Raw genomic sequence first — 26,349 nt, 5'->3', positions numbered from 1 at the left:
GGAATTTATCTGTTGATATATAGGTAGCCTGCTTTACTTAAGTTCTCTCCGTTGTTTTCATATTTGATTACGTAGAAATACACTCCTACAGGTAATTCTGAATCCGTTTGAATTGTCATTCTTCCGTTAGAAATACCTCTAAACGAATTAGCTCCGTTGTCATAACCTGACATTTCATACACAATAATACCCCAGCGGTTATATATCTGTACGGTATTATTAGGATAGGATTCTATATTATCAATTATAAAAGAATCATTGGTACCATCACTATCCGGTGTTATAATCTCATTGGTAACAGAAACACCTGTTTCTACTAATTCCGGATCACAACCTGCTTCTAAGGTAGGTACTCCGTTCAATGAGTCGCACGGGTTAAGTGGATCTGTTCCATCTTCAATTTCCTGACCATCTACAATAGTATCTCCATCCGTATCCGCAACATCCGGATCGGTACCGATCGCTTCTTCTTGAGCCGTAGTTAAACCGTCTCCATCACAATCAGATATAAGATAATCCCCTTCTTGTTGTAAGGTAATACTATTTTTATTGTAATCGCAAGGATCTTCTGGATTGGTATCATCTTCTAGCTCCTGACCATTTATTACACCATCGCCATCACAATCTGCAATAAGGTAGTCACCTCTGAATTCTAAAGTAACGTTCTCTATTACATAATCACATGGGTCGTTCTTATCCGTGCCGTCGGCTTCTTCTTGGGTGTCAAGAACTCCATCTCCATCGCTATCCCCTATTTCCCTGAAATTCACTTCGGGAGTTGTAGCGTCATCATCATTATCCGTACCATCAGCACCAGTATCCAAATCATTGTTTACATCCAAACCTGGAGTATCATCAAAGCCATCATCCAACCCATCAGAATCAGAATCAACACCTGTAAAAGTTCCTTGTCCCGCATCTTCTATATCTAAGACACCGTCATCCTCGGAATCAAGGTCTAGATAATCCGGAGTTCCGTCGCCGTCCGTATCTTCTGGCACCAAACCACTTGGGTAGTTGGTATCCAAGCCTACTATATCATAAGCATTAGCAGGTACAACATACGATAAGGTTGGCTGTGCTTCCACGTTATCGGGGATACCGTCATCATCCGCATCGATATCCAAGAAGTTAGCTTCTCCAGAACCATCTGTATTTGGAGGTGTTGTCCCTTCCGAGCTATCGGCCTGACCGTTATCGTCCGTATCCGTGAAACCGGTATCGTTATTGTCGATTACTCCATCGTTGTTCGTATCAAGGTCAGCGCTACCGGCTTCCACTACATCTACGATACCATCATTGTCCGAATCGAAATCGAAGTGGTTGGGAATACCGTCTCCATCGAAATCGAAGGCCGGCTCCGTTGTTCCGTTCACGTCACCAATAGTTGGGTCCGCCGGGTCATCATCGGAATGGTTTGGAACACCGTCATTGTCATCATCTCCACTTGGATCTACAGCGTTGGCCTCGTCCAAATCGGAAATTCCATCGTTATCATCATCCAGATCAAATGTATCTGGAATACCATCTCTATCAAAGTCTAGAATATCCCTAAAATCAACTTGAGTTAAATCAGCATCATCTTCGTTATCCGTTCCTTCCGCTCCGGTATCCAAGTCATTGTTGACATCCAGACCCGGAGTATCATCGTAAGCGTCGTTAAGTCCGTCACCATCAGCATCAGCCATAGGGTCTGTCAATGTTCCTTGACCCGCCTCTAATGCATCTACTACTCCATCAGCATCTGAATCGGTATCAATATAATCAGGAATACCATCCATATCCGTATCTTCTGGTTCTAATCCACTTGGATAATTTGTATCCAAGCCAGAAGCATTAAGAGCATCTGCCGGTACTATATAATCATCCGTAGGTTGTGCTTCCACGTTATCGGGGATACCGTCATCATCCGCATCGATATCCAAGAAGTTCGCTCCGCCGGTACCGTCCGTATTTGGAGGTGTTGTCCCTTCCGAGCTATCGGCCTGACCGTTATCGTCCGTATCCGTGAAACCGGTATCGTTACTATCAATAACACCGTCATTGTTCGTATCAAGGTCAGCGCTACCGGCTTCCACTACATCTACGATACCATCATTGTCCGAATCGATATCGAAGTGGTTGGGAATTCCGTCACCATCGAAATCGAAGGCCGGCTCCGTTGTTCCGTTTACATCACCAACCAATGGATCGTTAAGATCATCATCGGAATGGTTTGGAACACCATCGTTATCATCATCTGCACTTGGGTCTATTCCGTTGACCTCGTCCAAATCCGAGATACCGTCGTTATCGTCATCTAGATCAAATGTATCTGGAATTCCGTCCTGGTCGTGGTCCAGAACCGACCTGAAATCGACCTCGGACATATCCGTATCATCCTCGTTATCCGTTCCTTCCGCTCCCGTATCCAAATCATTGTTCACATCATGACCGGGTGTATCGTCAAAGGCATCGTTCAGTCCGTCTCCGTCAGAATCCGCCAACGGATCGGCGATAACACCTTGACCCGCCTCCAACATATCCGATATACCGTCATCCTCGGAATCAAGGTCTAGATAATCCGGAGTTCCGTCGCCGTCCGTATCTTCTGGCACCAAACCACTTGGGTAGTTGGTATCCAAGCCTACTATATCATAAGCATTAGCAGGTACAACATACGATAAGGTTGGCTGTGCTTCCACGTTATCAGGGATACCGTCATCATCCGCATCGATATCCAAGAAGTTAGCTTCACCTGAACCATCTGTATTTGGAGGCGTTGTTCCTTCCGAGCTATCGACCTGACCGTTATCGTCCGTATCCGTGAAACCGGTATCGTTACTATCAATAACACCGTCATTGTTCGTGTCAAGGTCACCGTTACCGGCTTCCACTACATCTATGATACCATCATTGTCGGAATCGATATCGAAATGGTTGGGAATACCGTCACCGTCAAAATCGAAGGCCGGCTCCGTTGTTCCGTTCACGTCACCAATAGTTGGGTCCGCTGGATCGTCATCCAAGTAATTTACGATACCATCTCCATCAGCATCGCCACTTGGATTTACACCGTTCGCCTCGTCAGAATCGGAAATCCCATCGTTATCGTCATCCAAATCGACAGTATCCATAATACCATCTTGATCACGATCTAGGATAGATCTGAAATCGACCTCGGCAGTATCCAAATCATCCTCGTTATCCGTTCCTTCTGCTCCCGTATCCAAATCATTGTTCACATCATGGCCCGGTGTATCGTCAAAGGCATCGTTCAGTCCGTCTCCATCGGCATCGGCCAAAGGATCGGTGATTGCTCCTTGACCAGCTTCTACCGCATCTGGAGTACCATCATCGTCAGAATCGGTATCCAAATAATCCGGTATTAAATCGCCATCCGTATCTTCCGGTGTAATTCCGTTTGGATATTGTGTATCCAGTCCTTCAGCGTCAAAAACGTTATCAGGAGCGTTATAGGCCGCTGTAGGTTGTGCTTCCACGTTATCGGGGATACCGTCATCATCCGCGTCGATATCCAAGAAGTTCGCTCCGCCGGTACCGTCCGTATTTGGAGGTGTTGTCCCTTCCGAGCTATCGGCCTGACCGTTATCGTCCGTATCCGTGAAACCGGTATCGTTATTGTCGATTACTCCATCGTTGTTCGTATCAAGGTCAGCGCTACCGGCTTCCACTACATCTACGATACCATCATTGTCCGAATCGATATCGAAGTGGTTGGGAATACCGTCTCCATCGAAATCGAATGCCGGCTCCGTTGTTCCGTTCACGTCACCAATAGTTGGGTCCGCCGGGTCATCATCGGAATGGTTTGGAACACCATCGTTATCATCATCTGCACTTGGGTCTATTCCGTTGGCCTCGTCCAAATCCGAGATACCGTCGTTATCGTCATCCAAATCCGCAGTATCCGGAATTCCGTCCTGGTCGTGGTCCAGAACCGACCTGAAATCGACCTCGGACATATCCGTATCATCCTCGTTATCCGTTCCTTCCGCTCCCGTATCCAAATCATTGTTCACATCATGACCGGGTGTATCGTCAAAGGCATCGTTCAGTCCGTCTCCGTCGGCATCCGCCAACGGATCGGCGATAACACCTTGACCCGCCTCCAACATATCCGATATACCATCATCCTCGGAATCAAGGTCTAGATAATCCGGAGTTCCGTCGCCGTCCGTATCCTCTGGTCTTAGACCGTTTGGATAATTCGTATCCACACCATTTCTATTGAAAGCATCTGCAGGAGTAACATAAGCTGCTGTAGGTTGTGCTTCCACGTTATCGGGGATACCGTCATCATCCGCATCGATATCCAAGAAGTTAGCTTCACCTGAACCATCTGTATTTGGTGGCGTTGTCCCTTCCGAGCTATCGGCCTGACCATTATCGTCCGTATCCGTGAAACCGGTATCGTTATTGTCGATTACTCCATCGTTGTTCGTATCCAAAGCATCGTTACCGGCTTCGTACACGTCATATAGACCGTCGTTGTCAGAATCGATATCGAAGTGGTTGGGAATACCGTCACCGTCAAAATCGAATGCCGGCTCCGTTGTTCCGTTCACGTCACCAATAGTTGGGTCCGCTGGATCGTCATCCAAGTAATTTACGATACCATCTCCATCAGCATCCGCACTTGGGTCTACACCGTTGGCCTCGTCCGAATCGGAAATCCCATCATTATCGTCATCCAAATCGACAGTATCCATAATACCATCTTGATCACGATCTAGGATAGATCTGAAATCAACTTCGGACATATCCGTATCATCCTCGTTATCCGTTCCGTCCGCTCCCGTATCCAAATCATTGTTCACATCATGGCCCGGTGTATCGTCAAAGGCATCGTTCAGTCCGTCTCCGTCGGCATCGGCCAAAGGATCGGTGATTGCTCCTTGACCAGCTTCTACCGCATCTGGAGTACCATCATCGTCAGAATCGGTATCCAAATAATCCGGTATTAAATCGCCATCCGTATCTTCCGGTGTAATTCCGTTTGGATATTGTGTATCCAGTCCTTCAGCGTCAAAAACGTTATCAGGAGCGTTATAGGCCGCTGTAGGTTGTGCTTCCACGTTATCGGGGATACCGTCATCATCCGCATCGATATCCAAGAAGTTCGCTCCGCCGGTACCGTCCGTATTTGGAGGTGTTGTCCCTTCCGAGCTATCGGCCTGACCGTTATCGTCCGTATCCGTGAAACCGGTATCGTTATTGTCGATTACTCCATCGTTGTTCGTATCAAGGTCAGCGCTACCGGCTTCCACTACATCTACGATACCATCATTGTCCGAATCGATATCGAAGTGGTTGGGAATACCGTCTCCATCGAAATCGAATGCCGGCTCCGTTGTTCCGTTCACGTCACCAATAGTTGGGTCCGCCGGGTCATCATCGGAATGGTTTGGAACACCATCGTTATCATCATCTGCACTTGGGTCTATTCCGTTGGCCTCGTCCAAATCCGAGATACCGTCGTTATCGTCATCCAAATCCGCAGTATCCGGAATTCCGTCCTGGTCGTGGTCCAGAACCGACCTGAAATCGACCTCGGACATATCCGTATCATCCTCGTTATCCGTTCCTTCCGCTCCCGTATCCAAATCATTGTTCACATCATGACCGGGTGTATCGTCAAAGGCATCGTTCAGTCCGTCTCCGTCGGCATCCGCCAACGGATCGGCGATAACACCTTGACCCGCCTCCAACATATCCGATATACCATCATCCTCGGAATCAAGGTCTAGATAATCCGGAATTCCGTCGCCGTCCGTATCTTCCGGTGTAATGCCGTTCGGATATTGTGTATCCAGTCCTTCAGCGTCAAAAGCGTTATCAGGAGCGTTATAGGCCGCTGTAGGTTGTGCCTCTACATTATCCGGGATACCGTCATCGTCAGCATCAATATCAATATAGTTTGCACCACCTGTAGTATCTGTATTTAATGGGGTCGTACCTTCGGTCGCATCAGCTTGACCATTATCATTTGCATCTGCAAAGACATCGTCGGTACTGTCTATAGCACCATCATTATTGTTATCTAAAGCACCAGTACCGTTCTCAACTACATCTAGAATACCATCATTATCTGAATCTATGTCTAGGTGGTTAGGATTTGCATCACCATCAAAATTATCGATTGGCAACGCGGTACCCGTGCCATCTGCAGGCGTAGGTGTTGTATTGTCATCTGGATCTACGATATCCGAAAGTCCGTCACCATCTGCATCATCAATAGTACCTGTTCCGATAACACCATCATTATCTAGATCTGAACCACCGGCTTCTGTAACATCTGGAATTCCATCATTATCAGAATCTGTATCAATTCTATCATCAAACTCGTCACCATCGGTATTCGGATTTTCAAGAGGAGTACCTGGTGTAGTAGCATCCACTGGATCAACACTATCTGCTAAACCATCACGGTCTGTATCTGTTGCGAAAGTATCAATTACACCATCACTGTCCGTGTCAGGACCTCCGGCTTCAGTAACATCTGGGATACCGTCATTATCAGAATCCAAATCTAATCTATCTTCAATACCGTCGCCATCAGAGTCTTCGTCCGGTAAAGGTGTAGTTGCAATTTCATCTGCAAGACCGTCATCATTAGTATCCGTCATAGAAGTTGGGTCTCCCGGAATTGGGTAGTCTATATGACCGTCTCCGTCCGTATCCGTACCTCCTGCCTCCGTAACATCCGGAACACCATCGTTATCAGAATCTAAATCGATACTATCTGGAATACCGTCTCCATCCGTATCACCTGTTTCATCCGTGTCTAAAATTCCATCATTATCATCGTCAATATCGACTGTATTCATTATACCATCGTTATCCGAATCCAAAATAGATCTGAAATCAACTTCAGCTGGGTCTAAATCATCTACATTATCAGTAGCAATCGCACCAGTATCCAAGTCATTATTTACATCATAGGCTGAAGTAGTATCGTCAAAAGCATCGTTTAAACCATCACTATCGCCATCGGCCAAAGGATCGGTTATTGTTCCTTGTCCTGCTTCCTCCGCATCATCAACACCATCATTATCTGAATCTGCATCCAGATAATCTGGAATTAAATCATTGTCTGTATCTTCAGGAGTTAATCCTGTCGGGTAGTTATTATCTAATCCGTTTGTAGCTTCTGTTTCATCGGGAGCAATATAACCAGCTGTAGTTTGTGCCTCAACATTATCTGGAATGCCGTCATCATCGGCATCTATATCCAAATAATTCGGGCCACCAGTACCATCTGTATTTGTAATTGGAAGTGGAGAAGCTGATGTAGCATCATCCCAACCATCGGTTGTAGCGGTATCATCAAAACTATCTATGGCACCATTACCATCGGCATCTGTACCCCCTGCTTCGGTAGTATCCGTAATACCGTCATTATCAGAATCAATATCTATATGGTTCGGTACGCCGTCGCCATCAAAATTATCGATTGGCAGCCCTGTTCCAGGACCATCGCCCGGTGTTCCGGATGTGGCATTGTCATCTGGATCTACAATATCCGAAAGTCCGTCACCATCATCATCTGCGATAGCTCCCGTACCTATTCTTCCATCATTATCCGGATCTGTTCCTCCTGCTTCAATTACATCTGGAATACCATCGTTCTCTGAATCTAGATCCAATCTATCATCTAAACCATCATTATCCGTATCTGGATTTGGAATAGGAGTACCCGGGGTAGATGGACCAACTGGATCTACACTATCGGCAAGACCATCGCTATCAGTATCTGTTGCGAAGGTATCAATGATACCATCACCGTCACCATCCATACCACCAGCTTCGGTTACATCTGTAATGCCGTCATTGTCCGAATCTAAATCTAATCTGTCTAAAATTCCATCATTATCCGAATCTTCATCTGGTAAAGGCGTAGTATCTACGCTATCGGCAACACCGTTATCATCAGCATCAACAAAACTATCTATGGCACCATCACCATCCACATCTTCGCCACCAGCTTCTGTAGTATCCGTAATTCCATCGTTATCAGAATCCAAGTCCAATCTATCCTTAACACCGTCATTATCCGAATCTTCATCAGGTAACGGAGTCGTTGCAATTTCATCTGCAAAACCGTCATTATTCACATCTGTCATAGAAGTCGGGTCACCGGGAGTAGGATAGTCTACTTGACCATCGTCATCCGAATCAGTACCTCCAGCTTCGGTAATATCTAGAATACCATCATTATCCGAATCTAAATCCAAATGGTCCGGAATATTATCATTATCGGCATCCAACAATGTGCAATACTGGAAATGAAATAACTGCATAGTGACATTTCCGCTGTTTCCTGCACTGTTTTTCCCTGCTATTATTTTTATCTGTGTTACAGGTCCGGGTATAGAAACGAAAATACTATTTGAAGGGGCATTGCTTCCCGGTGCACTACTAACTACTGATTGACCTGTAAAGGTTCCATTTGCCCCTAAATTATCATCAGAAAGAAAAACGGAAGTATTCATTCCCGAGTTAGATGCAGTAAAATCCGACCTGTCATCATTATCCAATCCTCCCCATTGAAATTGAACATTGTAAACCGGGCCATTAACAAAATCAATAGTATAAACAGCGACATCCCCGTTGGAGAAATTTGTATTTTGAGGTTGTACATTTATATAATCTCCAGTAATGGACCCGTTACTTTGACTTGCCACACCAGAACTCCATGTGGTTGAACCTTGAAGTTCATAACTGAAATTAGCATCTACACCAGAGAAAGCATAAATATCATTTATTGTACCTGGATTACTTGTGGAAGCGAAACTTTGACCTAAATCTACAAAGCCAGGAGAACAGTTTAATTCGTCTGTATCTAATATTCCGTCATTGTCATCATCTAAATCGTCAAGGTTTCCAACACCATCATTATCGGTATCATATTGTACTGTAATTGTTTCCGACAAATCATCAGAATTGGTAATTGGATCCGCCAAGTTATCGGCGTTTGCAGCCCCACTAATAGTATTAGTGATTGCAGTTCCTTCTGTTCCCGGATCTACTTGAGCATTTATTTCTATGCTGGCCGAATTGCCGTTGGCCAAGTCACCAATTTCCCAAAGACCAGTACCACTATTATACGTATTTATTGTACCTCCGGTAGGATTGGTTGAGCTTACTAAAGTCAAACCTGTTGGTAGCAAATCGGTAACTTCTACATTAGTTACATCTTCAGGTCCGTTATTGGTAACATTTAAATTGAATTTAATTATTTCGCCCGCTATTGGGGTGTTATTGTCTACGGTTTTGGTAGTAACCAAATCACTATCAATAGTTGAACTAAAACAATAATCTAAAACAGGAAAGACTCCACAATCTAAAGAATTATAAACGCTAGACCCTGTATCATCACCATCACCAACATTACCTTCGGCTTTATGACCACCAAAGCAAGGTTCATCTTGCCCAAATTTCTTCACTAAAACGTAATGCCCCGAAATTCCTATGTAACTTGCAAATTCCGTTCCTTGAACAAAACCGTCGGGAACCCTTGGACTATTATACTGCGCCCCAGTACCCGTAAGCATGCTGGTACTATTATCTCCCCAGAAATAAGGGGTTCCATCACTTGTAATAGCCCCTGCTGCCGGGTGTCCTGGGCTATTGTCCGCAGCACTTAAAAAATTTACATTTTCTAAGTCTCCTGTATTTGTTTCATTTTGAACAATTACCCATGACAATTGATCTGTAGTATTACCTATTCCTAGTTGTCCATTTTTGTTTTCACCAAAAGTGTATATTTTATTATCATTAGGATTAAGAGCATAATAAGACATCATATCTCCTCCATCACCACTAGCTGTAACCGCTAATGAAACTGCTTGCCCCACAAAGGGTGCTGTCATCTGTGTTGGATTATTTCTGGAAGCAAATGCTGAGCCATCACCTAAAGCAGTCAAATTTCCCCATGTAAAATACTCCCCTGAAGTATTCATAGCGAATATGGCTTTTTCCGTTACTTTAATATTTGATACATTGGAAATATTGGCTTTGTGCCAATTCACATCCAAAGCGGTAGACCCATCACCAAATAATTCAAAATCATCATCGGCCATAACATATACATCACCAATATTGGTTAGTAATACAATTACACCTTTAGAGGCTGACATATATTTTATATCCGTTGGGTCTATACCAATTGGCATACCGGTAAGCGGATTTCCTGTTGGAGCTGATACGGTTAACAATTGAAATGCTTCACTTGTAGTTAGCGAACCGTCAACAACAGCATTCTCCTGCCCCCATACATATATACCGGCAGTTGTTAAGATAAAGTTTTGAGGGTTGGCCCCTCCTTGCGCATCATCACCAATGGTACCAAGTAGGGTTGTACCACTATAATTGTATCCATTGGCAGGTGTAATAGCCTGGGGGGTTCCGGTCGTAGCTCCACTGGCTAGTGCGTTATCCCCCCATATTACATAACCCGTTTCCGTACGGACCATTGTACTGTGATACCCTTCAATTAATATCTCAGAATCATTGGTAAAAGGTAAGGATGGACAATCCTGAGCATTTATACCGTTAAAAGATATGGTTGCCATAAGTAGAACCAATATCAATCCATAATTAATTTTAAATTGAAAAAAGTGCATTTTAAACAGAAACTTCAAATAAAAAACAGAATAGTAATTCGTTAAGTTCATTTCATTTTTTTTCATACAGGGGGGGGACTTGTCGGTTGTTATTGGATGTTAGCAATATAAGTAGGTGAAAGACTACATATATAAAGTTAATATTCTCAAATATATTTGCAAACCATAGCTTGTGCTATTTATTGTTGTCTATTATGAGAGATTGTATGGGAAAGTCCATATTTTGTATATGACACAACCAATTAAAATGCATTTCATCGAAAAAGCCCTTTATATCAACAGGTTCAAGACACAACGTTTTATCGACGAAACGCACTATCAACTATAACGTTATAGTTAACTCTTGTATTTTTTGGTTTTCAACTCAAAAAAACAATAAAAATATTATATCCAGAAAGTGCGTGATCCAGTGTATAGTTCAGGGAGAGGATAGAATGCAACCATCATATATTTGTAAGAATAAATACATGGACATACAAACTTCAATTCTACTTCTTTCCAATTTATTTTGATACATTTGGTTTTCTTATTCTCACCCTTTGTTTTACTGTAATTATGAATTCAGCATATCCTTGTGTCCTAACTATTGCCGGTAGTGATTCTGGAGGTGGAGCAGGTATTCAAGCAGACATTAAGAGTATTAGTGCTAATGGTGCCTATGCTGCTTCTGTTATAACAGCAACTACCGCTCAAAATACAATGGGTGTTTTTGACATTCACCCTATTCCCGTAGCCCATATTGAGAATCAACTAAAAGCAGTTCTTGACGATATTCAATTTGGAGCAGTTAAAGTTGGAATGCTCCATTCGTCAAATGTTATTGAAACTGTTCAGAACATGTTGCGCAAATACCGTATAAACAATATTATTATAGACCCAGTGATGGTAGCAACTTCAGGTGATAGACTGCTAGCCGAAAACGCGCTGGAAAGTCTAAAATCTTTTATGGGCGACGCCCTTCTTATTACTCCAAATATTCCAGAAGCTGAACTTTTAACCGGCAAAAAGATAAATTCAGGCAATCTGGCTCAAATTTGCATAGAAATTGGAAATACTTATAAAACTTCCGTATTACTGAAAGGTGGCCATTTGGAAACATTTGATCAAATGACGGACACTTTATTTCTATATGACACTCAGAAAACCATTTCTATTCACAATACCTATATTCAGACAAAAAATACCCATGGTACCGGTTGTACTTTGTCTTCGGCTATTGCCGCACAAATAAGCTTAGGCAAGAATTTAGAAGAAGCTGTAAAAGAAGGTTGTTCATATTTAAACAAAGCCATAACACAAGGAAAAAATATACGTTTAGGTCGGGGACATGGGCCTGTAAAACATTTTGTAAAATAAATCATGTTTTTTTACCCATCATATCGATATTTACCGATATTTGCATATATGAATTTAAAAGAAGCGGTTGAAATAAGTAAATGTTTATCAAATAAAACCCGAATGCAAATAATGGAGTGGCTCAGGGAACCTGAAAATAACTTTCCGCCACATGTAAGCATAGACCATTTTAATGATGGGGTCTGTGCTACCTATATATTCGAGAAATCTAAACTATCTCAATCAACCATTTCCAATTATTTGACCAACATGGAAAAATGTGGTCTATTGATTATGACCCGTCATGGAAAATGGTCTTATTTTAAAAGAAACGAAGCTATAATTACGGAATTTGCAAAATTCTTATTATAAAAATTTATTAATACAAATCGACATATATAGATATTACAATTTGAAATGAAACTCCTTATTGATATTTTTGGATGGATGGGCTCGGGGCTCATTATCCTGGCCTATGCCATCACCATGATGGAGAACCAAAAATTTATAGGCTACAGCAAGTACCTTAACCTGCTTGGTGGATTATTAATTGCGACGAACTGTTATTACTACAGTGCCATACCCCCATTTGTATCTAATATGTTGTGGAGTATTATAGCTACGCTTACTATTTATAAAACCCGAAAGAAAGGACCAAAACAGAATAATAGAAAACGTTTGACCTAAAAACATTGCACATGAAAATCTTAATTATTGGCGGACACGGAACCATAGGTAAAAAAGTAACCGCTCATTTTGCCCAACATAACCAGGTTATAATTGCAGGTAGAACAAAAGGCGATGTCCTTGTAGATATTGAGGATACTGCCTCTATAACCAAAATGTTAGAGCAAACTGGAAAATTAGATGCCATAGTCTGTATTGCCGGCGAAGCAAAATGGGCCAATTTCAATGACCTTACGGAAGACGATTTTCATGTTGGTTTGAACAGTAAATTAATGGGGCAGGTCAACTTGGTACGAATTGGTCAGAACTACCTTACCCAAAAAGGCTCTATAACACTCTCCACAGGTATTCTTGCGGATGACCCCGTAGCTATGACCACCAGTGCGGCAATGGTAAACGGTGGTATTCATAGTTTTATTCAGGCAGTTGCCTTAGAAATAGAAAGCGGAATTAGAGTAAATGCGGTGTCATTGGGTATGGTAGAGGACGCTTATGAGAAATATAAGGATTTCTTTCCGGGTCACAACCCTATTCCAATGAACAAAGTAGTTAACGCTTACATAAGGAGCGTAAACGGAAAAGGCAACGGCGAAGTTATTCGTATTTACGATTAAAACGGTTTTATTTTTAGAGACTTTTTCCATTTGGTCTACACAGCGGCATAATTATGCCGAAATTGGTTAAGAATAAACATATGTGGTAGAATAAAAAATGTTCGTCGCCCATCAACAGACATTATTTTTAGAATTTGCCACCGTGTTACTAGACCTTACCAAATGAAAATTAAAATCGCTTCTATTTTAACGTGGACACTTTTTTCTAGTGCCCTGTTATCTCTTTCAGCTCAAGAACCTGGGGTAAAATGGACCAACCCATTTCCAAAGAACGAACTCGGTTCCAGTTACACCATCACTCCAAATGAGTTACCCTCCAATCAAAAATTATTCGAAATAAAAAAGAATAAAATAGAGGTACTCTATGATTGGAAGGGAGAAAAAGCTCCCTTTGGTATGATTACCACAACCAAGGAGTACAGTCATTTTAACTTGGAACTCGAATATAAGTGGGGGGAGCGCAAATTTGCTCCCCGTCTCGAAGCCAAAAGAGATGCCGGTATCGTTTTTCATGTACAAGGAGAAAAGGTAATCTGGCCTACCTGTTTAGAATGCCAAATTCAAGAAGGCGATACGGGTGACCTCCGGGTCATAAAAGGACCACAAGTAACTTGGTTCCAAAAAGACGGTTCTGAAATATTTCTACAATCCAACGGTAAGAAGACATACATAGAAGGCGATAAATATGCCAACCATGAAGTAGAGGGTTGGAACAAGGTACGTGTGGAGGTTAGAGGTTCCGAAAGCGCCAAATTCTTTGAAAACGGCCATCTTGTTAACGAGCTGAAAGACTTTTTAGATTCCGAGGGCAATCCTTTGGAAAAAGGGAATATAGCCCTACAAGCTGAAGGTGCCGAGATTATCTACAGAAATATTAAGATACAAGAAATTGAACAATACCCTCAATAAATTTCATTAACCCTTCCCATATTAAATGAAAAATCTCTCTACAGTATTCCTATTAATCTTCACCTATGCCGTTTCTGCCCAAGAAAAATTTAAACCGGAATGGAATAGCCTTAAACAACATAAAGCTACACCTGAATGGTTTGCAGATGCAAAGTTGGGTGTCTATTTTCATTGGGGCGTATACAACGTTCCTGCCAATGGAAATGAGTGGTACGGGCGTTTCATGTACGAACATGACCGCCAAAAAACCTGGGGAAAGGATGTTTACGATTACCATACAAAAACTTATGGGAGAGATGTAGATTATCACGACTTTATACCACAATGGAAAGCTGAAAAATTCTCGGCAAAACGATGGGTGGATATGTTTGAAAACATGGGGGCAAAATTCATAGGAACCATTGCCGAACACCACGATGGATTTTCACTCTGGAAAAGTGATGTGAATCCTTGGAACTCATTTGATAAAGGTCCTGGTATTGACGTGGTACAACAAATTAGCGAAGAAGTAAAAAAACGTGACTTAAAGTTTATGACCACTTTTCACCACGGATTTCATATGCTTTTTTATCCTAAAAAGGAGAATAGTTTCCTTCGTCCGGTAAGTTCGCACTCGGTTACTTATGAAAACCCCGAAGTTCCGCAAGATGAAAAATACCGTATTCTATATGGAAATACCACGTACCAAGAAGAATGTGATATCTGGTTGGGAAAACTTAATGAAGTAATCAATGCCTATTCTCCGGATTATATTTGGATGGATTTTGCGCAGGGTTATGTAAAGGAAGACTATCGCAAGCAATTTTTGGCCAATTACTTCAATGAAGCGGCCGAACTGAACAAAGAGGTAGTGGTAAACACCAAAGGGTCGTTTTTCCCAACGGATTTAGCCGTGGTCAATCTAGAAAGAGCCACTGTAGAAGACATTGCTCCAGAAGTTTGGGTAACCGACTTTCAATTAGGTAGTTCGTGGGGATATAACAAAAACAAACGCACTGCTTTGGACCCCAAAAAAGCCATACGCATATTGGCCGAGGTTGTCAGTAAAAACGGGGTAATGATTTTAGCTGCGGCTCCAATGGCCGAAGGCGTTATTCCCCAAGAACAAGCCGAAGCCATGAAAGGTATTGGCGCTTGGCTCAAACTATATGGAGAGGCTATTTACAACACACGTCCTTTTGTGGAATATGGCCAGGGACCCACCCAAATGAAACGAAACCCAGAAGACGAGTGGAACGACTACGGAGCTATAAAAGCTGGTTTATACGACCTGAACGCAAAAGATATACGGTATACCACCAATAGTAAAACAGTCTACGCCATTCAATTGGGATGGCCAGCCGAGAACAAAGAATCCGTATTGACCGCTTTTGCCAACAAAGCAGAAAACATGGAAATTAAATCCGTCTCGGTCTTAGGAAGTAAACAAAAAATAAAATGGAAAAAAACCGCAGAAGGACTTACAGTTATCGCTCCAAAAAAAATGCCCGCTGAAGCTGAAGCCGCTTTAGTCTATAAAATCACTTTAAAATAAAAAAGAACACCATAAATGAAGAACATCAAACTCTTATTCATATTTGCTATAGGTTTTATGACAACCCTGCCGAGCAGAGCTCAACAACAAAAACCGAACATTATAGTAGTCTTAACGGATGATCAGGGCTGGGCAGACGTTGGCTTTAATGGTGCAACGGATATTCCTACTCCCAACCTAGACCGGATTGCCTCTGAGGGTGTAATCTTTGAGAACGGATACGTTTCTCATCCCTATTGCAGCCCTTCCCGTGCCGGACTTTTAACAGGTCGTTACCAAGCCCGTTTCGGACACGATTGTAACATGCCTTACGAAGCCGAAAACGATGATACGGTAGGCACTCCTCTTTCTGAAAAAATGATTCCCGAAGCCTTAAAGGAACAGGGCTATCGTACCAGCGCCATTGGTAAATGGCATCTGGGCGACCATGCCAACCTGCACCCCCCGCATCAAGGTTTTGACCATTGGTTCGGTTTTGCCGGTGGCGGAATGAACTATTGGGGCAAACCTAGTGGGCCAATAAAAACTGTTGTAAGAAATGGCATACCGGTTCCTGAAAATGAACTACGGTACCTTACGGATGACTTTACGGATGAAGCCATAGACTTTATCAACAAAAAAGATGATAAACCCTTCTTTATGTATTTGGCCTATAATGCCCCACACGCACCTGACCATGCTACAAAACAATATTTAGAGAACACAAAGCATATTGAATATGGTGGACGAAGTATTTATGCCGCTATGGTAAATGCCTTAGATGCAAACGTAGGCAGAATAGACTCAACACTAATTGTCAATGGTATGAAAGAAAATACAATTCTAGTATTTCTAAGTGATAATGGCGGACGCACGCAGCATGCGGACAACAGACCTTTTCGTGGTCATAAGGGCATGTTGTTCGAAGGGGGAATAAAAGTTCCCTTCTTTATGACATGGCCCAATAAATTGAAGGGCGGTCAGCGTTATGAGAAACCCATTAGTTCATTAGACCTCTTCCCTACCTTTCTAGAAGCAGCTGGAGGAAACGTAAAAAAGGAAAACCAATTAGACGGTACTACCCTTCTACCCTACATTTTAGAAGGAAAAACGGACACTCCACATGAAAAGTTGTTCTGGCGATCGGTGGGAGGTTTTGAATATGCCGTCCGAATGGGAGATTACAAACTCTACAAAAGCGCATACAAAGCTAAAACCCTACTTTTTAATCTGAAAAACGACCCTTGGGAACGAACGGATATAGCAGATAAACATCCTGAAGTAATTGCAGAATTAGAAAAAGCTTATACCGCCTGGGATGCTAAAAACCTAGTTCCGGGCTGGTTCGACCCCCACCAAGAAAATGTAATCAAAGAAGAAAAAGCATTGCAGGGCATGCGCAAAAAAGCCCAGGGTACTACGGGTAAATAAATAATACTAATAAAAATGCAATTATAATATGAACCGGACAGCTATAAAATCAATTTTCACACTGCTTTTTATTTACGTAACCTCAATAACTACAGGCTACGCCCAGGATAATCCGAACTTTATATTCATATTGACGGATGACCAGCAATATGGTCTTATGGGCTGCACAGGAAACACAATTGTTCAGACTCCGAACCTAGATAAATTGGCGAATGACGGTGTACTTTTTACTAATGCCCATATTACCAGTGCCATTTGCACGCCCAGTAGAGCCAGTATCCTTACGAGTCAGTTTGAAAGGAAACACGGTATAAATTTCAATTCGGGTACGAGCATGTCAGAAGAAGGCTGGACTAACACCTACCCTATGGTCATGAGAGAAAATGGCTATTACACGGGATGGGTAGGTAAAAACCATGTACCTGTAGGCGAAGGTGGATACGACAGCGGAGTAATGGAAAAAAGCTTTGATTACTGGTATGCCGGTCATGGTCATTTAGGTTTCTATCCTAAAGACCGCCACAAGATTTTTAAAGACGCTATAAACGATACTCAAGTAGAAGTAGTTGGTGAAGGTATTCAAGATTTTCTATCGAACGAACAGAAGCTAGGTGGAGCAATAAAATTCATTGATAACCGACCAACCAATAAGCCCTTTATGCTTTCCGTTTGCTTTAACCTTCCCCATGGGAACGGAACAGGCTCTATGGAAATGAGAGCGAGTGACGATGAGATATACAAAACCTTATATCGCGACCAAAACTTGCCTTTACCAGAAAATTATGTAGCTCGAAAAGATATTAAAACCCCGAAACTTCCTAAGGAAATCCATCATGCAGAAGACCGTCAGACAGGCTATGACTATGTAGATACACCTGAAGGTTTTAAAGAACGCTACACAAGACAACTAGAGGCTATGACAGGCATAGATCGACTTATTGGTCAACTAAGACAAACCTTGAAGGACCAAAAAATAGATAAAAATACCGTTATTGTTTTCACCTCGGACCACGGACTTTTTATGGGACAATTCGGACTTGGCGGAAAAGCTTTGTGTTATGAGGAAACCACTCACGTCCCTATGATTATATTTGACCCTAACACAAAAAAATCAAAGCGGGGTAAAACTTCGGATGCCTTGGTACAAAGCATAGATATTGCTCCCACTATGATGACCATGGCGGGTATATCCATTCCGGATAGCTACCAAGGCAAAAATTTGACACAATTATTAGCCGGAGAAGAAGATGCCGTTCGCCCTTACCTTTACACTGAAAATTTATGGTCCACTCAATTTGGAAACCCAAGATGCGAATCGGTTCAAGACCATGAATGGAAATACATTCGTTACTATAAAAACGAAAATCTATCCGCATTAAAAAAGATTGAAACAGCAAAAAAAATGGGCATCAACACGAGCGCCATGCTCTATAAAGTCCATGATCCAGATATAGCGTTGTACCGTTCTTTTGCTGATGGCCCTTTGCAAGGTGAACCCGCTGTTTACGAAGAATTGTTCAATCTAAAGAAAGACCCAAAAGAAACTACCAACTTAGCTTCGGATGCATCAAACCAAAGTAAATTAGAAGAGTTGAGAAAGGTGTGGAAAACAGAAATCACCAATGCTAGAGGCACTGAATTCCCAAAGGTTCTTAGGTATACCGCAGACAGTGAAGGAGAAAGAGGTGTTATTATTGAACCAAAGTAAAACTAAGGTTTGTAATTATAAAAATTAGTCCTATTGAAATAATTTGCAACCCAAGAGTAAATAAGTGGTCTGCCTGTTTTAAATTGTTAAGAGGTAAGAGCTTATTTGGTTTCCCCCAATCTTTTAAGGGTTGATTTTACCCCTGATTCATTCTTTCAAAAAATACGGTAAATTATTACACTGTCATGAATGGATTTTGCCAAGAACGTTTTAATAGCAACAGTTGCCTATCCATTTTTCTTTGAATAATAGATAAATAAAAACCGCTCCTATGTTTCCATAGAGAGCGGTTTTACCTAAACAATTAACACACTACTAACTCTACTCAAAATTATTTATGGCCGATTATCATCTACTTGAATTATATAATCGTCATAATAAACATCACTTATTCCTGCTGGTACGGGTTGAATCCTTACCGTTCCGTTTGAGGTGGCATCTGCAGTAAAAGTGAACTCAACCAACTGCCAAGTTCCCAATACGTCTTCCGCACCGTTCCAAGAATCATCAATTTGCTGATTCCCAAAATAATGCTTGGCAAATGTAGTTGTGGTGGTACTGCCCAAATACCTTTTGAATTTCACCCTGTATGCTACACCAGCTTCAAACGGAAAGGTTGCACTGGTAACCGTATTAGGTTTGTTCCCATCCGGAGCGGACAAATGCATGACGTTTCCTGTGGGCTCCACCATAGAGATGACATCAGGTGTTGGTGCCACAATTATATCAGCTGCTCCCGCACCATTAGAACCCGTATTTAACCAATCCGTATCAATCGGATTTTCATAATTACCTACGTCACCTAAAATATTGTCTTCATTCGCCATGACCATATCAGGACCAAAATCTACTAATTCCCCAGCCCCAATAGAACGAATATCGCCTGGACCAGCATAGGAAACGGTAATCTCATCATCTCTATATAACTCTTCGTTCAGTATCATTCTTAAACGAGTAGAATCTGCAGGATCCACTTCAACCGAGGCGACTGTTAAAGGAACACCGTTCACCATGACCGAAAAGCCCATAGCAGCGTCTGCAGAGGCAGTAACCGAAGTTGGGTCTAGCGGTTGGTCAAAAGCCACCAAAATTACATCGTCCTCAGTAGTTTTTTGAATCATTCCTACCCTATTCACAGGAACGGGAACATACACCTCAACGGGAGCACTACTAAAAGCTTCCAGCACACGTTCATCTACAGATTGCAATGTAGCACTACCACCGTCATAGGAAACCGTAACCGTATTAGCTGCATCAGTACCCTCTAATTGAGTGTCTAAGCTAAGTACAAGTACAGAGGCATCTTCAGGACTCTGTACTACAGAAGTAACAGACCTAGCCGTACCATTTACTTCAACTACAAAGTTGGTGGAAACATCTTCTGTAAGAGGTACCAATTTAGAACTTAAAGGCACTTCAATAGTATTATCCGCCAATTCAATTACATCTCCAGACTGTTCTAGAGCTTCGTCCAATGCGGTCACATTGAAAACTACGGGTATCTCATAAGTTTCGTCGTCTGCCTGAACGGTTTCGGTCCTATCTCTTCTTGAAACCAAGCGGCCTTTGAACTTACCAATACGCTTGTTAAAGGTTAGCGTATCAATAGTTTTTTCTTCGTTTACATTTATAATATTCACCTTGTCTTCTTCATTCTCCTCTATGGTATGAATAGTCCAAATTGTAGATGTTGGTCTAGAAGTATTGTTTTGGCGACTTAAATCTTCAAAAATAAGTTGCTCACCAAACTTAATATCTATTTCAGCTTGATTTTTAAAATCGATAGTATTCCCTTCCAAGTCCCTGATTTCCATATCTGCCACGATAGTATCATAAACATCAATAAAAATGGTGTAATCCAAAACCCAGGCCGAACCTTTTTGCACGGTCTTTAAGGTATCTATAATTACCGAGTTGGTTTCCGCATCCCAACCCGTGGGCAAAGCAAACTCCGTATATTCCTCATATTCATTATGGAGTTTTATAGGAGTTAGGGAATCTCCTTTTGTAAACAACACATGTACCGTTCTTTCATCCGAAACCTTTCCCGTACCCTCAATAATATTAGACTCAAAGCTATCTGCTCTGGTGGGTAGAGGCCCTTCCAGAAAAAAGGTTCCTTCCGGTATGGTCCATTCGTGTTTTGTGGTTCCATTGGATAGGTCCATAAACGACCCATAATTGTTGATATCTATATCTCTTACTGTCGCTGTACCCCATGTAGTGGTAAAAGCTGCATCTACAAAGGTATTCGGTGCTATGTACTCGTCATCATCTTCACAGCCAACAACAATCAGCAGCAAAAAAAGAAACCTAATACTATATTTTATATCTCTCATTTTCTTTGGTTTAGATTTGATTTATTGAACAAATTCGTCCCAATTAAGGTTAGAATCAATTTCACTTTGTGGCATAGGTAAATAGGCATGTAAGCTTTCATTAAATTTCTGAGCTCCTACCGTTGCATCCTGCACTTCCGGTGGTTGGTTAAATACCTTTTTACCCTCAAACGTTGCGGGCGCTTCTCCCGAAAGCGTCAAGAAACACTTGAATCTTGTACCATGTTTCCCGTTCAAGTTTTTCTCGTAATGCCAGTAATCATATTTTATTGAAGCTAGATTTTCCAATTGCTCCTTAAATTTACCCCAACGTCTTAAATCCGTAGCACGGTCTCCTTCCAGGGCTAATTCTAAAGGTCTTTCCGTAAAACGTAAATGTTCCATTAAGTTTTGAACGGTAACAGGCTGTTGGCCGTTTGAAGAATCAAAATCTATATCATCCATATAAGTCGTCTCCAAATTATTGAACTCTGCACCTGTCTCCGAAGACTTGCCCAATAAAACCAAGTGTGAACGCTTTCTAATTCTATTGATATACTTTAGGGCCTCGGATAGATTACCGGCCTCTAACATACATTCTGCATACATTAAATACACATCTGCCAAACGTATCACCGGAATATTAATCCCGGAACGATTGTTCATTAAGGTTGACCTATCTTCTCCTGCACCACCGCCAATGGTATTCCAGTGCAAGAACTTTTTAAACATATTAACACGGTTCCTGGCAAAAGGAGCAACCCCTGATGCATTACCGTACTCTCCATTTATCACACCATACATGGGGGAATCCGGGTCATCTACTTGCCCCATACAATCGCCCATTCTTTTACTGTACAACCGCATACGATCCTCCGTACCAATTACTTCCCCGTTATCATTGTACACATCTGCTCCAACATTAATATTAGCTGGATCCGCTGGATCCGGTTTTTCCGATCTATACTTCATTACCAACCATGAACTGGGCTGAATGTTAGCGTTAAAAACTATGTAAGTGATATTCTGGGATAATGATTCCTCTCCCGTCGTTTCAAGGTTTACATTGGTTGTATAATTAATCTCAAAAATAGACTCTGAATTGAATTCTGCTATGCCCGTTACGGTTGTAGCAATATCCTCTACCAATGCATAATTATAATTCTCAATTACACTTTTAAAGTAGACCTCAGCATTTTGAAAATCATTTTCCGTCAAATAACTTTTGCCCATAAGAGCTTCACATGCCCCGGCAGTAATACGACCTAGATTATTACTCCCCAATGACTCCCATTCCGAGTAGGTTTTGGGTAAATTGTCCATTCCATATTGCAAATCATCACGGTAAAAAGCCTGTACCGCTTCTGAAGAAGACAATGCTTTTTGAAAATCTTCAAAATTCTTAGGAACCGTACTTACCAAGGGTACATTCCCGTTATTGAAACTTGTATTAAGTACATAATAAAAATACCCTCTTAACGCACGTGCTTGCGCGTATATCCTTAGCCCTTCTTCTTCAGCCGCCTCAGTAGTATAGCTCTCTGCTAATCGCTCATAGTTCTCAATAACTTGATTGGCCCTAAACACACCTAAGTACAGCGCGTTCCATTTGTTCTCTACATACTTTGTATTTGACGTAAAATCCTGAAAATACATTTCATCCGGTCTTGTTGCTTGTCTATAACCGCTGGGAACGGCTAAATCTGTTCGGATAGATTCATTTTGAATACCTAAAATGTCATTATCCTTCAATGCACTATAAACTGAATTTAACCCCTGATTAAGTTGAGTATTGTTTTTCCAAAAACTTTTTGTAGTCAGGGAATTAGGATTTGTCTGGTCCAAAAAATCCTCGCTACATGCCTGAGAAACCAGCACTAGTAGGCACACCGCCATAGCTCTCCTGTAGAGACTAAGCATTGTTCTCTCTTTTATTTTATATATTTTTTTCATCTTTAGTTGTGTTAGAATTGTAATTGTAGACCCACTTTATATTGTGAGGTTACCGGGTATGTACCTTGGTCAATACCTCTGCTACTGAAACCATTGTTCCCCACCTCTGGGTCAAAACCTGAATAGTCGGTGATAGTAAGTAAATTCTGAGCTTGGACATAAATTCTAAGCTTGGCTATTTTCATCTTATCCGTAAGTTTTGACGGCAATGAATATCCTAGACTAATATTTCTAAGTCTAATGAAAGAACCATCTTCTAAGAAGTAATCCGAAGCATCTCTATATGAATCCGTATTTGGCGAACCATCATAATATGGAATATCCGATAATGGGTTAACCACGGTCCATGAGTAATAAATATCCGCATGTGTTCCCGATTGGTAGGCATAGGCTTTACTACCGTTCATAACTTCCGCACCTTGAGAACCATACCAGTTCATCGAAAAATCTACACCTTTGTAGTTCGCTCCAAAATTGAAGCCCATGTTAAAATCTTCTGAGCCACTACCCTTGTATACCTTATCATCTTGGTCTATTTTGCCGTCACCAGCATCTGGAATACCATCACCATCTGTATCTACGGTTGGTTGATCCACATACCTTAACTGGCCCAATGAGGCCGCTGGATCAATTTCTCTATATGCTTCCAGTTCCTCCTCCGTTTTAATAATTCCGTCCGTTTCACGTAAAAAAAAAGCCGCCGCCTCATAGCCTTCGCGGATAACACTTACCAGTTCCCTAGGTCCTCTCTGTGAGATATAACTATTATCCAAGAATATAACAGGGTTGTTAGGACTTGTTTTGGTTACCATATTTACGTTTTTGGCATAGGTAACACCAACATTCCATTTGAATCCTTTCTTACCATAGTGATTGAATTTCAGAGCCATTTCATGACCTGTATTTCTCATATCACCAATATTTAGAATACTACTTCTATTACCTCCAAAAACTCCTGTTGATGGTGGGTTGACTACTCCAAACAACAAATCTTTCTTTTCACTTACATATACATCATTGGAAAAAGTAAGCTTACCGTTAAAGAAGGCTAAATCAACCCCAAGGTTTCGTTCTTTGGAAGTTTCCCATTTTACATTTTCATTGGCATACCTCTCTTGCGTTGTTCCCAAAGCCGGTGTTTCTGTTGTAGAATTCAGACTTGGATCAACATCGGCACTTCCAAAAAGGTAATCCTGCCCAAGATCTACAACGGCTTGGTTGCTGTACGATGCAAACCTATCATTACCTGTGGTACCGTATCCGACCCTTATTTTAAAGGAGTTGACGGTTTCTTTAATTGGTTCCCAAAATGGTTCATCAGACACATTCCAACCAAAGGAGGCACTAGGAAACCAGCCCCACCGGTTCTGCGGACTGAACTGGGAGGAACCGTCCCTTCTAATACTTCCGCTAAAAATATACTTACCATCATAGTTATACTGTATCCTACCCAAATACCCAATAAGAGTTCTTGTATAGTCCCTTCCACCGGAAGTAATCAAATCTCCCGTAGTATAGCCATCAAAAACAGTTACTGCAGCATCGGCATTATCTCTTTTTTCTGCCCTGAAGTATTCATTTTCCGTACGTTCCATAGAGTTTACCAACAAAACGTTTACATCATGTTTACCAAACTTCTTATGGTAATTCATCATACCTTCAAACGTTAGCTTATTATTATCCGTGACAGCGGTCTGTATTAATGAAATATCCCATGGATTTGGCGGAATCAAATCACCGGCCGTATTATAAACGTCTAACCTTGGTATAATTCTAACCCCTTTTTCATGTGAAAAATTAGCTCCTCCCCTAGCTGTTAATTTTATAGATGGAGTGGCGTCAAAATCAATTTGAATATTGGCACCGTTACTGGTACCATCTCTTACCTCTTTGGTATTTAAATTTCTGGCTACCCCTCCTAGATTTCTAATCGGACCGATTCCTCCAGTCTCATCCACATCATCCTCAGTAACATCGGTCAATTCTGTTTGTCCAAGTTCTATATCCGGTTGATACGGTTTGTACTCCAAAATTTTATTGAAAACGCCATAATTAGGTAGTGTCTTCTCATCTCTCTTAAAGGTCAGTCCGGTTGCTATTTTCCATTTCCCCTTAGTAAATTGGGTGTTTGACCTAATATTAAAGCGACTATAATCCGAATTGATCATAATACCAGATTGGTCATAGAAACTAGCATTGAAGTTATACGTTAATCCATCTTTACCCCCAGAAACGTTTACCGAATGATTTTGAATAGGAGCTAAATCGTTAAGAATCAAATCTTCTAACTGAGTATCGTTTGTAAACCATGATCTATTTCTATGAATCTCTGCATTTACACCCCCCTGAACCTTGCCGCTGGATTGAGCGCCGCGTAGCATTTCCATATAGGTGAGTTGATAAGGGGTCATAAGTGGTGTGCCCGAAGTAATGTCCTGGACTCCATATTCAGAATTCACCCGAATATCCATTTTACCAACTTTACCCTGCTTGGTAGTAATTAAGATAACTCCACCCGCGCCACGCGTACCATAAATAGAAGCAGATGCGGCATCCTTTAAGACATCTATAGATTCTATTTCACTAATACTTAATTGTGGATCACTATTATAAGGAATACCATCAACCACATAGAGCGGGCCATTCTGCCCATCTAATAGCGAGCTAAAACCACGAATAAGAATATTGGCTTCCTCTCCGGGTTGTCCAGAACTGGCCGTAATGTTCACACCTGCAATCTGGCCTTGTAAAGCGGTACCGATATCCGATGTTGTAGTCTTGGTCAATTCTTCTGACTTTACCTGCACCACCGCACCGGTAAGTTCCTTTTTTCGCTGTGTACCATAACCGACAACGATAACCTCATCTAATTCCGAAGCGTCTTCCTCTAAACTAACGTTCAAATTTGTTTTACCGCTTACGGCTATTTCTTTGGTTGCAAAACCAATATAACTGAAGGTTAATACATCAGTAGACTTGGCAATAATACTATACAGACCGTCAAAATCTGTAACGGTACCGGTTTGCGTTCCTTTTACTAACACACTTACTCCCGGCAATGGAGCACCATCGGCGGAGACCGTACCCGAAACGGATAGCTCCTGCGCACTAGCAATACCAAAGCAGAGACCCAAGATGAGTATCATGAGCTTCCGCCTAGATTTTTTAATTAATAATTGCTTGTTTTTCATATATTCTCGTTGTTAAAGTTTAGTTAAACAAATGTTCCTTTTTTATTTCAACGAGATAATCA

At 41.6% G+C, this 26,349-nt stretch carries 12 protein-coding genes; 8 read left to right on the top strand and 4 right to left on the bottom strand.

What is annotated here, in order from left to right:
• Positions 1 to 5 precede the first annotated feature (5 nt).
• Entirely contained in the window at positions 6 to 10,577 is a 10,572-nt protein-coding gene (locus P0077_RS15780) for a T9SS type B sorting domain-containing protein (protein ID WP_276166174.1), read from the bottom strand.
• Positions 10,578 to 11,183: 606 nt separating this feature from the next.
• On the opposite strand from P0077_RS15780, the gene thiD reads away from it, so the two are divergent.
• The 8 genes from thiD to P0077_RS15740 all read left to right on the top strand — a co-directional run bounded on the left by thiD (position 11,184) and on the right by P0077_RS15740 (position 18,825).
• Positions 11,184 to 11,984 carry a bifunctional hydroxymethylpyrimidine kinase/phosphomethylpyrimidine kinase gene (thiD, locus tag P0077_RS15775; protein ID WP_276166173.1) on the top strand — a complete coding sequence of 267 codons (801 nt, stop codon included), beginning with the start codon at positions 11,184 to 11,186 and terminating at the stop codon, positions 11,982 to 11,984.
• 102 nt (positions 11,985 to 12,086) lie between these two features.
• The gene (locus P0077_RS15770; protein WP_349292958.1) at positions 12,087 to 12,335 is read left to right on the top strand and encodes an ArsR/SmtB family transcription factor; all 249 of its coding nucleotides are present in this window, start codon (positions 12,087 to 12,089) and stop codon (positions 12,333 to 12,335) included.
• 45 nt (positions 12,336 to 12,380) lie between these two features.
• Entirely contained in the window at positions 12,381 to 12,650 is a 270-nt protein-coding gene (locus P0077_RS15765) for a CBU_0592 family membrane protein (protein WP_276166171.1), read from the top strand.
• An 11-nt stretch (positions 12,651 to 12,661) separates the two neighbouring features.
• Positions 12,662 to 13,264 (top strand): short chain dehydrogenase, encoded by a 603-nt coding sequence (locus P0077_RS15760; RefSeq protein ID WP_276166170.1) that lies wholly within the window; start codon positions 12,662 to 12,664, stop codon positions 13,262 to 13,264.
• A 162-nt stretch (positions 13,265 to 13,426) separates the two neighbouring features.
• The gene (locus P0077_RS15755) at positions 13,427 to 14,173 is read left to right on the top strand and encodes a 3-keto-disaccharide hydrolase (RefSeq protein WP_276166169.1); all 747 of its coding nucleotides are present in this window, start codon (positions 13,427 to 13,429) and stop codon (positions 14,171 to 14,173) included.
• Between the two features lie 25 nt (positions 14,174 to 14,198).
• Entirely contained in the window at positions 14,199 to 15,707 is a 1,509-nt protein-coding gene (locus tag P0077_RS15750; protein ID WP_276166168.1) for an alpha-L-fucosidase, read from the top strand.
• 15 nt (positions 15,708 to 15,722) lie between these two features.
• Complete coding sequence (locus P0077_RS15745; protein WP_276166167.1) at positions 15,723 to 17,117, top strand: sulfatase-like hydrolase/transferase; 1,395 nt, start codon at positions 15,723 to 15,725, stop codon at positions 17,115 to 17,117.
• A 28-nt stretch (positions 17,118 to 17,145) separates the two neighbouring features.
• Positions 17,146 to 18,825, top strand: a complete 1,680-nt coding sequence (locus P0077_RS15740) for a sulfatase-like hydrolase/transferase (protein WP_276166166.1) — start codon at positions 17,146 to 17,148, stop codon at positions 18,823 to 18,825.
• Positions 18,826 to 19,160: 335 nt separating this feature from the next.
• Here P0077_RS15740 and P0077_RS15735 read toward each other — a convergent pair whose 3' ends face one another.
• The 3 genes from P0077_RS15735 to P0077_RS15725 are packed head-to-tail and all read right to left on the bottom strand — an operon-like array spanning position 19,161 to position 26,242.
• Positions 19,161 to 21,164, bottom strand: coding sequence for a SwmB domain-containing protein (locus P0077_RS15735; protein WP_276166165.1), 2,004 nt, complete (start codon positions 21,162 to 21,164; stop codon positions 19,161 to 19,163).
• Positions 21,165 to 21,185: 21 nt separating this feature from the next.
• On the bottom strand, positions 21,186 to 23,096 hold the full coding sequence (locus P0077_RS15730; RefSeq protein WP_276166164.1) for a RagB/SusD family nutrient uptake outer membrane protein: 1,911 nt from the start codon (positions 23,094 to 23,096) through the stop codon (positions 21,186 to 21,188).
• An 11-nt stretch (positions 23,097 to 23,107) separates the two neighbouring features.
• Positions 23,108 to 26,242 carry a SusC/RagA family TonB-linked outer membrane protein gene (locus tag P0077_RS15725; RefSeq protein WP_276166163.1) on the bottom strand — a complete coding sequence of 1,045 codons (3,135 nt, stop codon included), beginning with the start codon at positions 26,240 to 26,242 and terminating at the stop codon, positions 23,108 to 23,110.
• Positions 26,243 to 26,349 lie beyond the last annotated feature (107 nt).

The sequence above is a fragment of the Zobellia alginiliquefaciens genome (assembly GCF_029323795.1).
Taxonomy (GTDB): Bacteria; Bacteroidota; Bacteroidia; order Flavobacteriales; family Flavobacteriaceae; genus Zobellia; species Zobellia alginiliquefaciens.
Note: the sequence above shows the minus strand (reverse complement) of the source record. Positions and strands in the feature narration are given on the sequence as shown.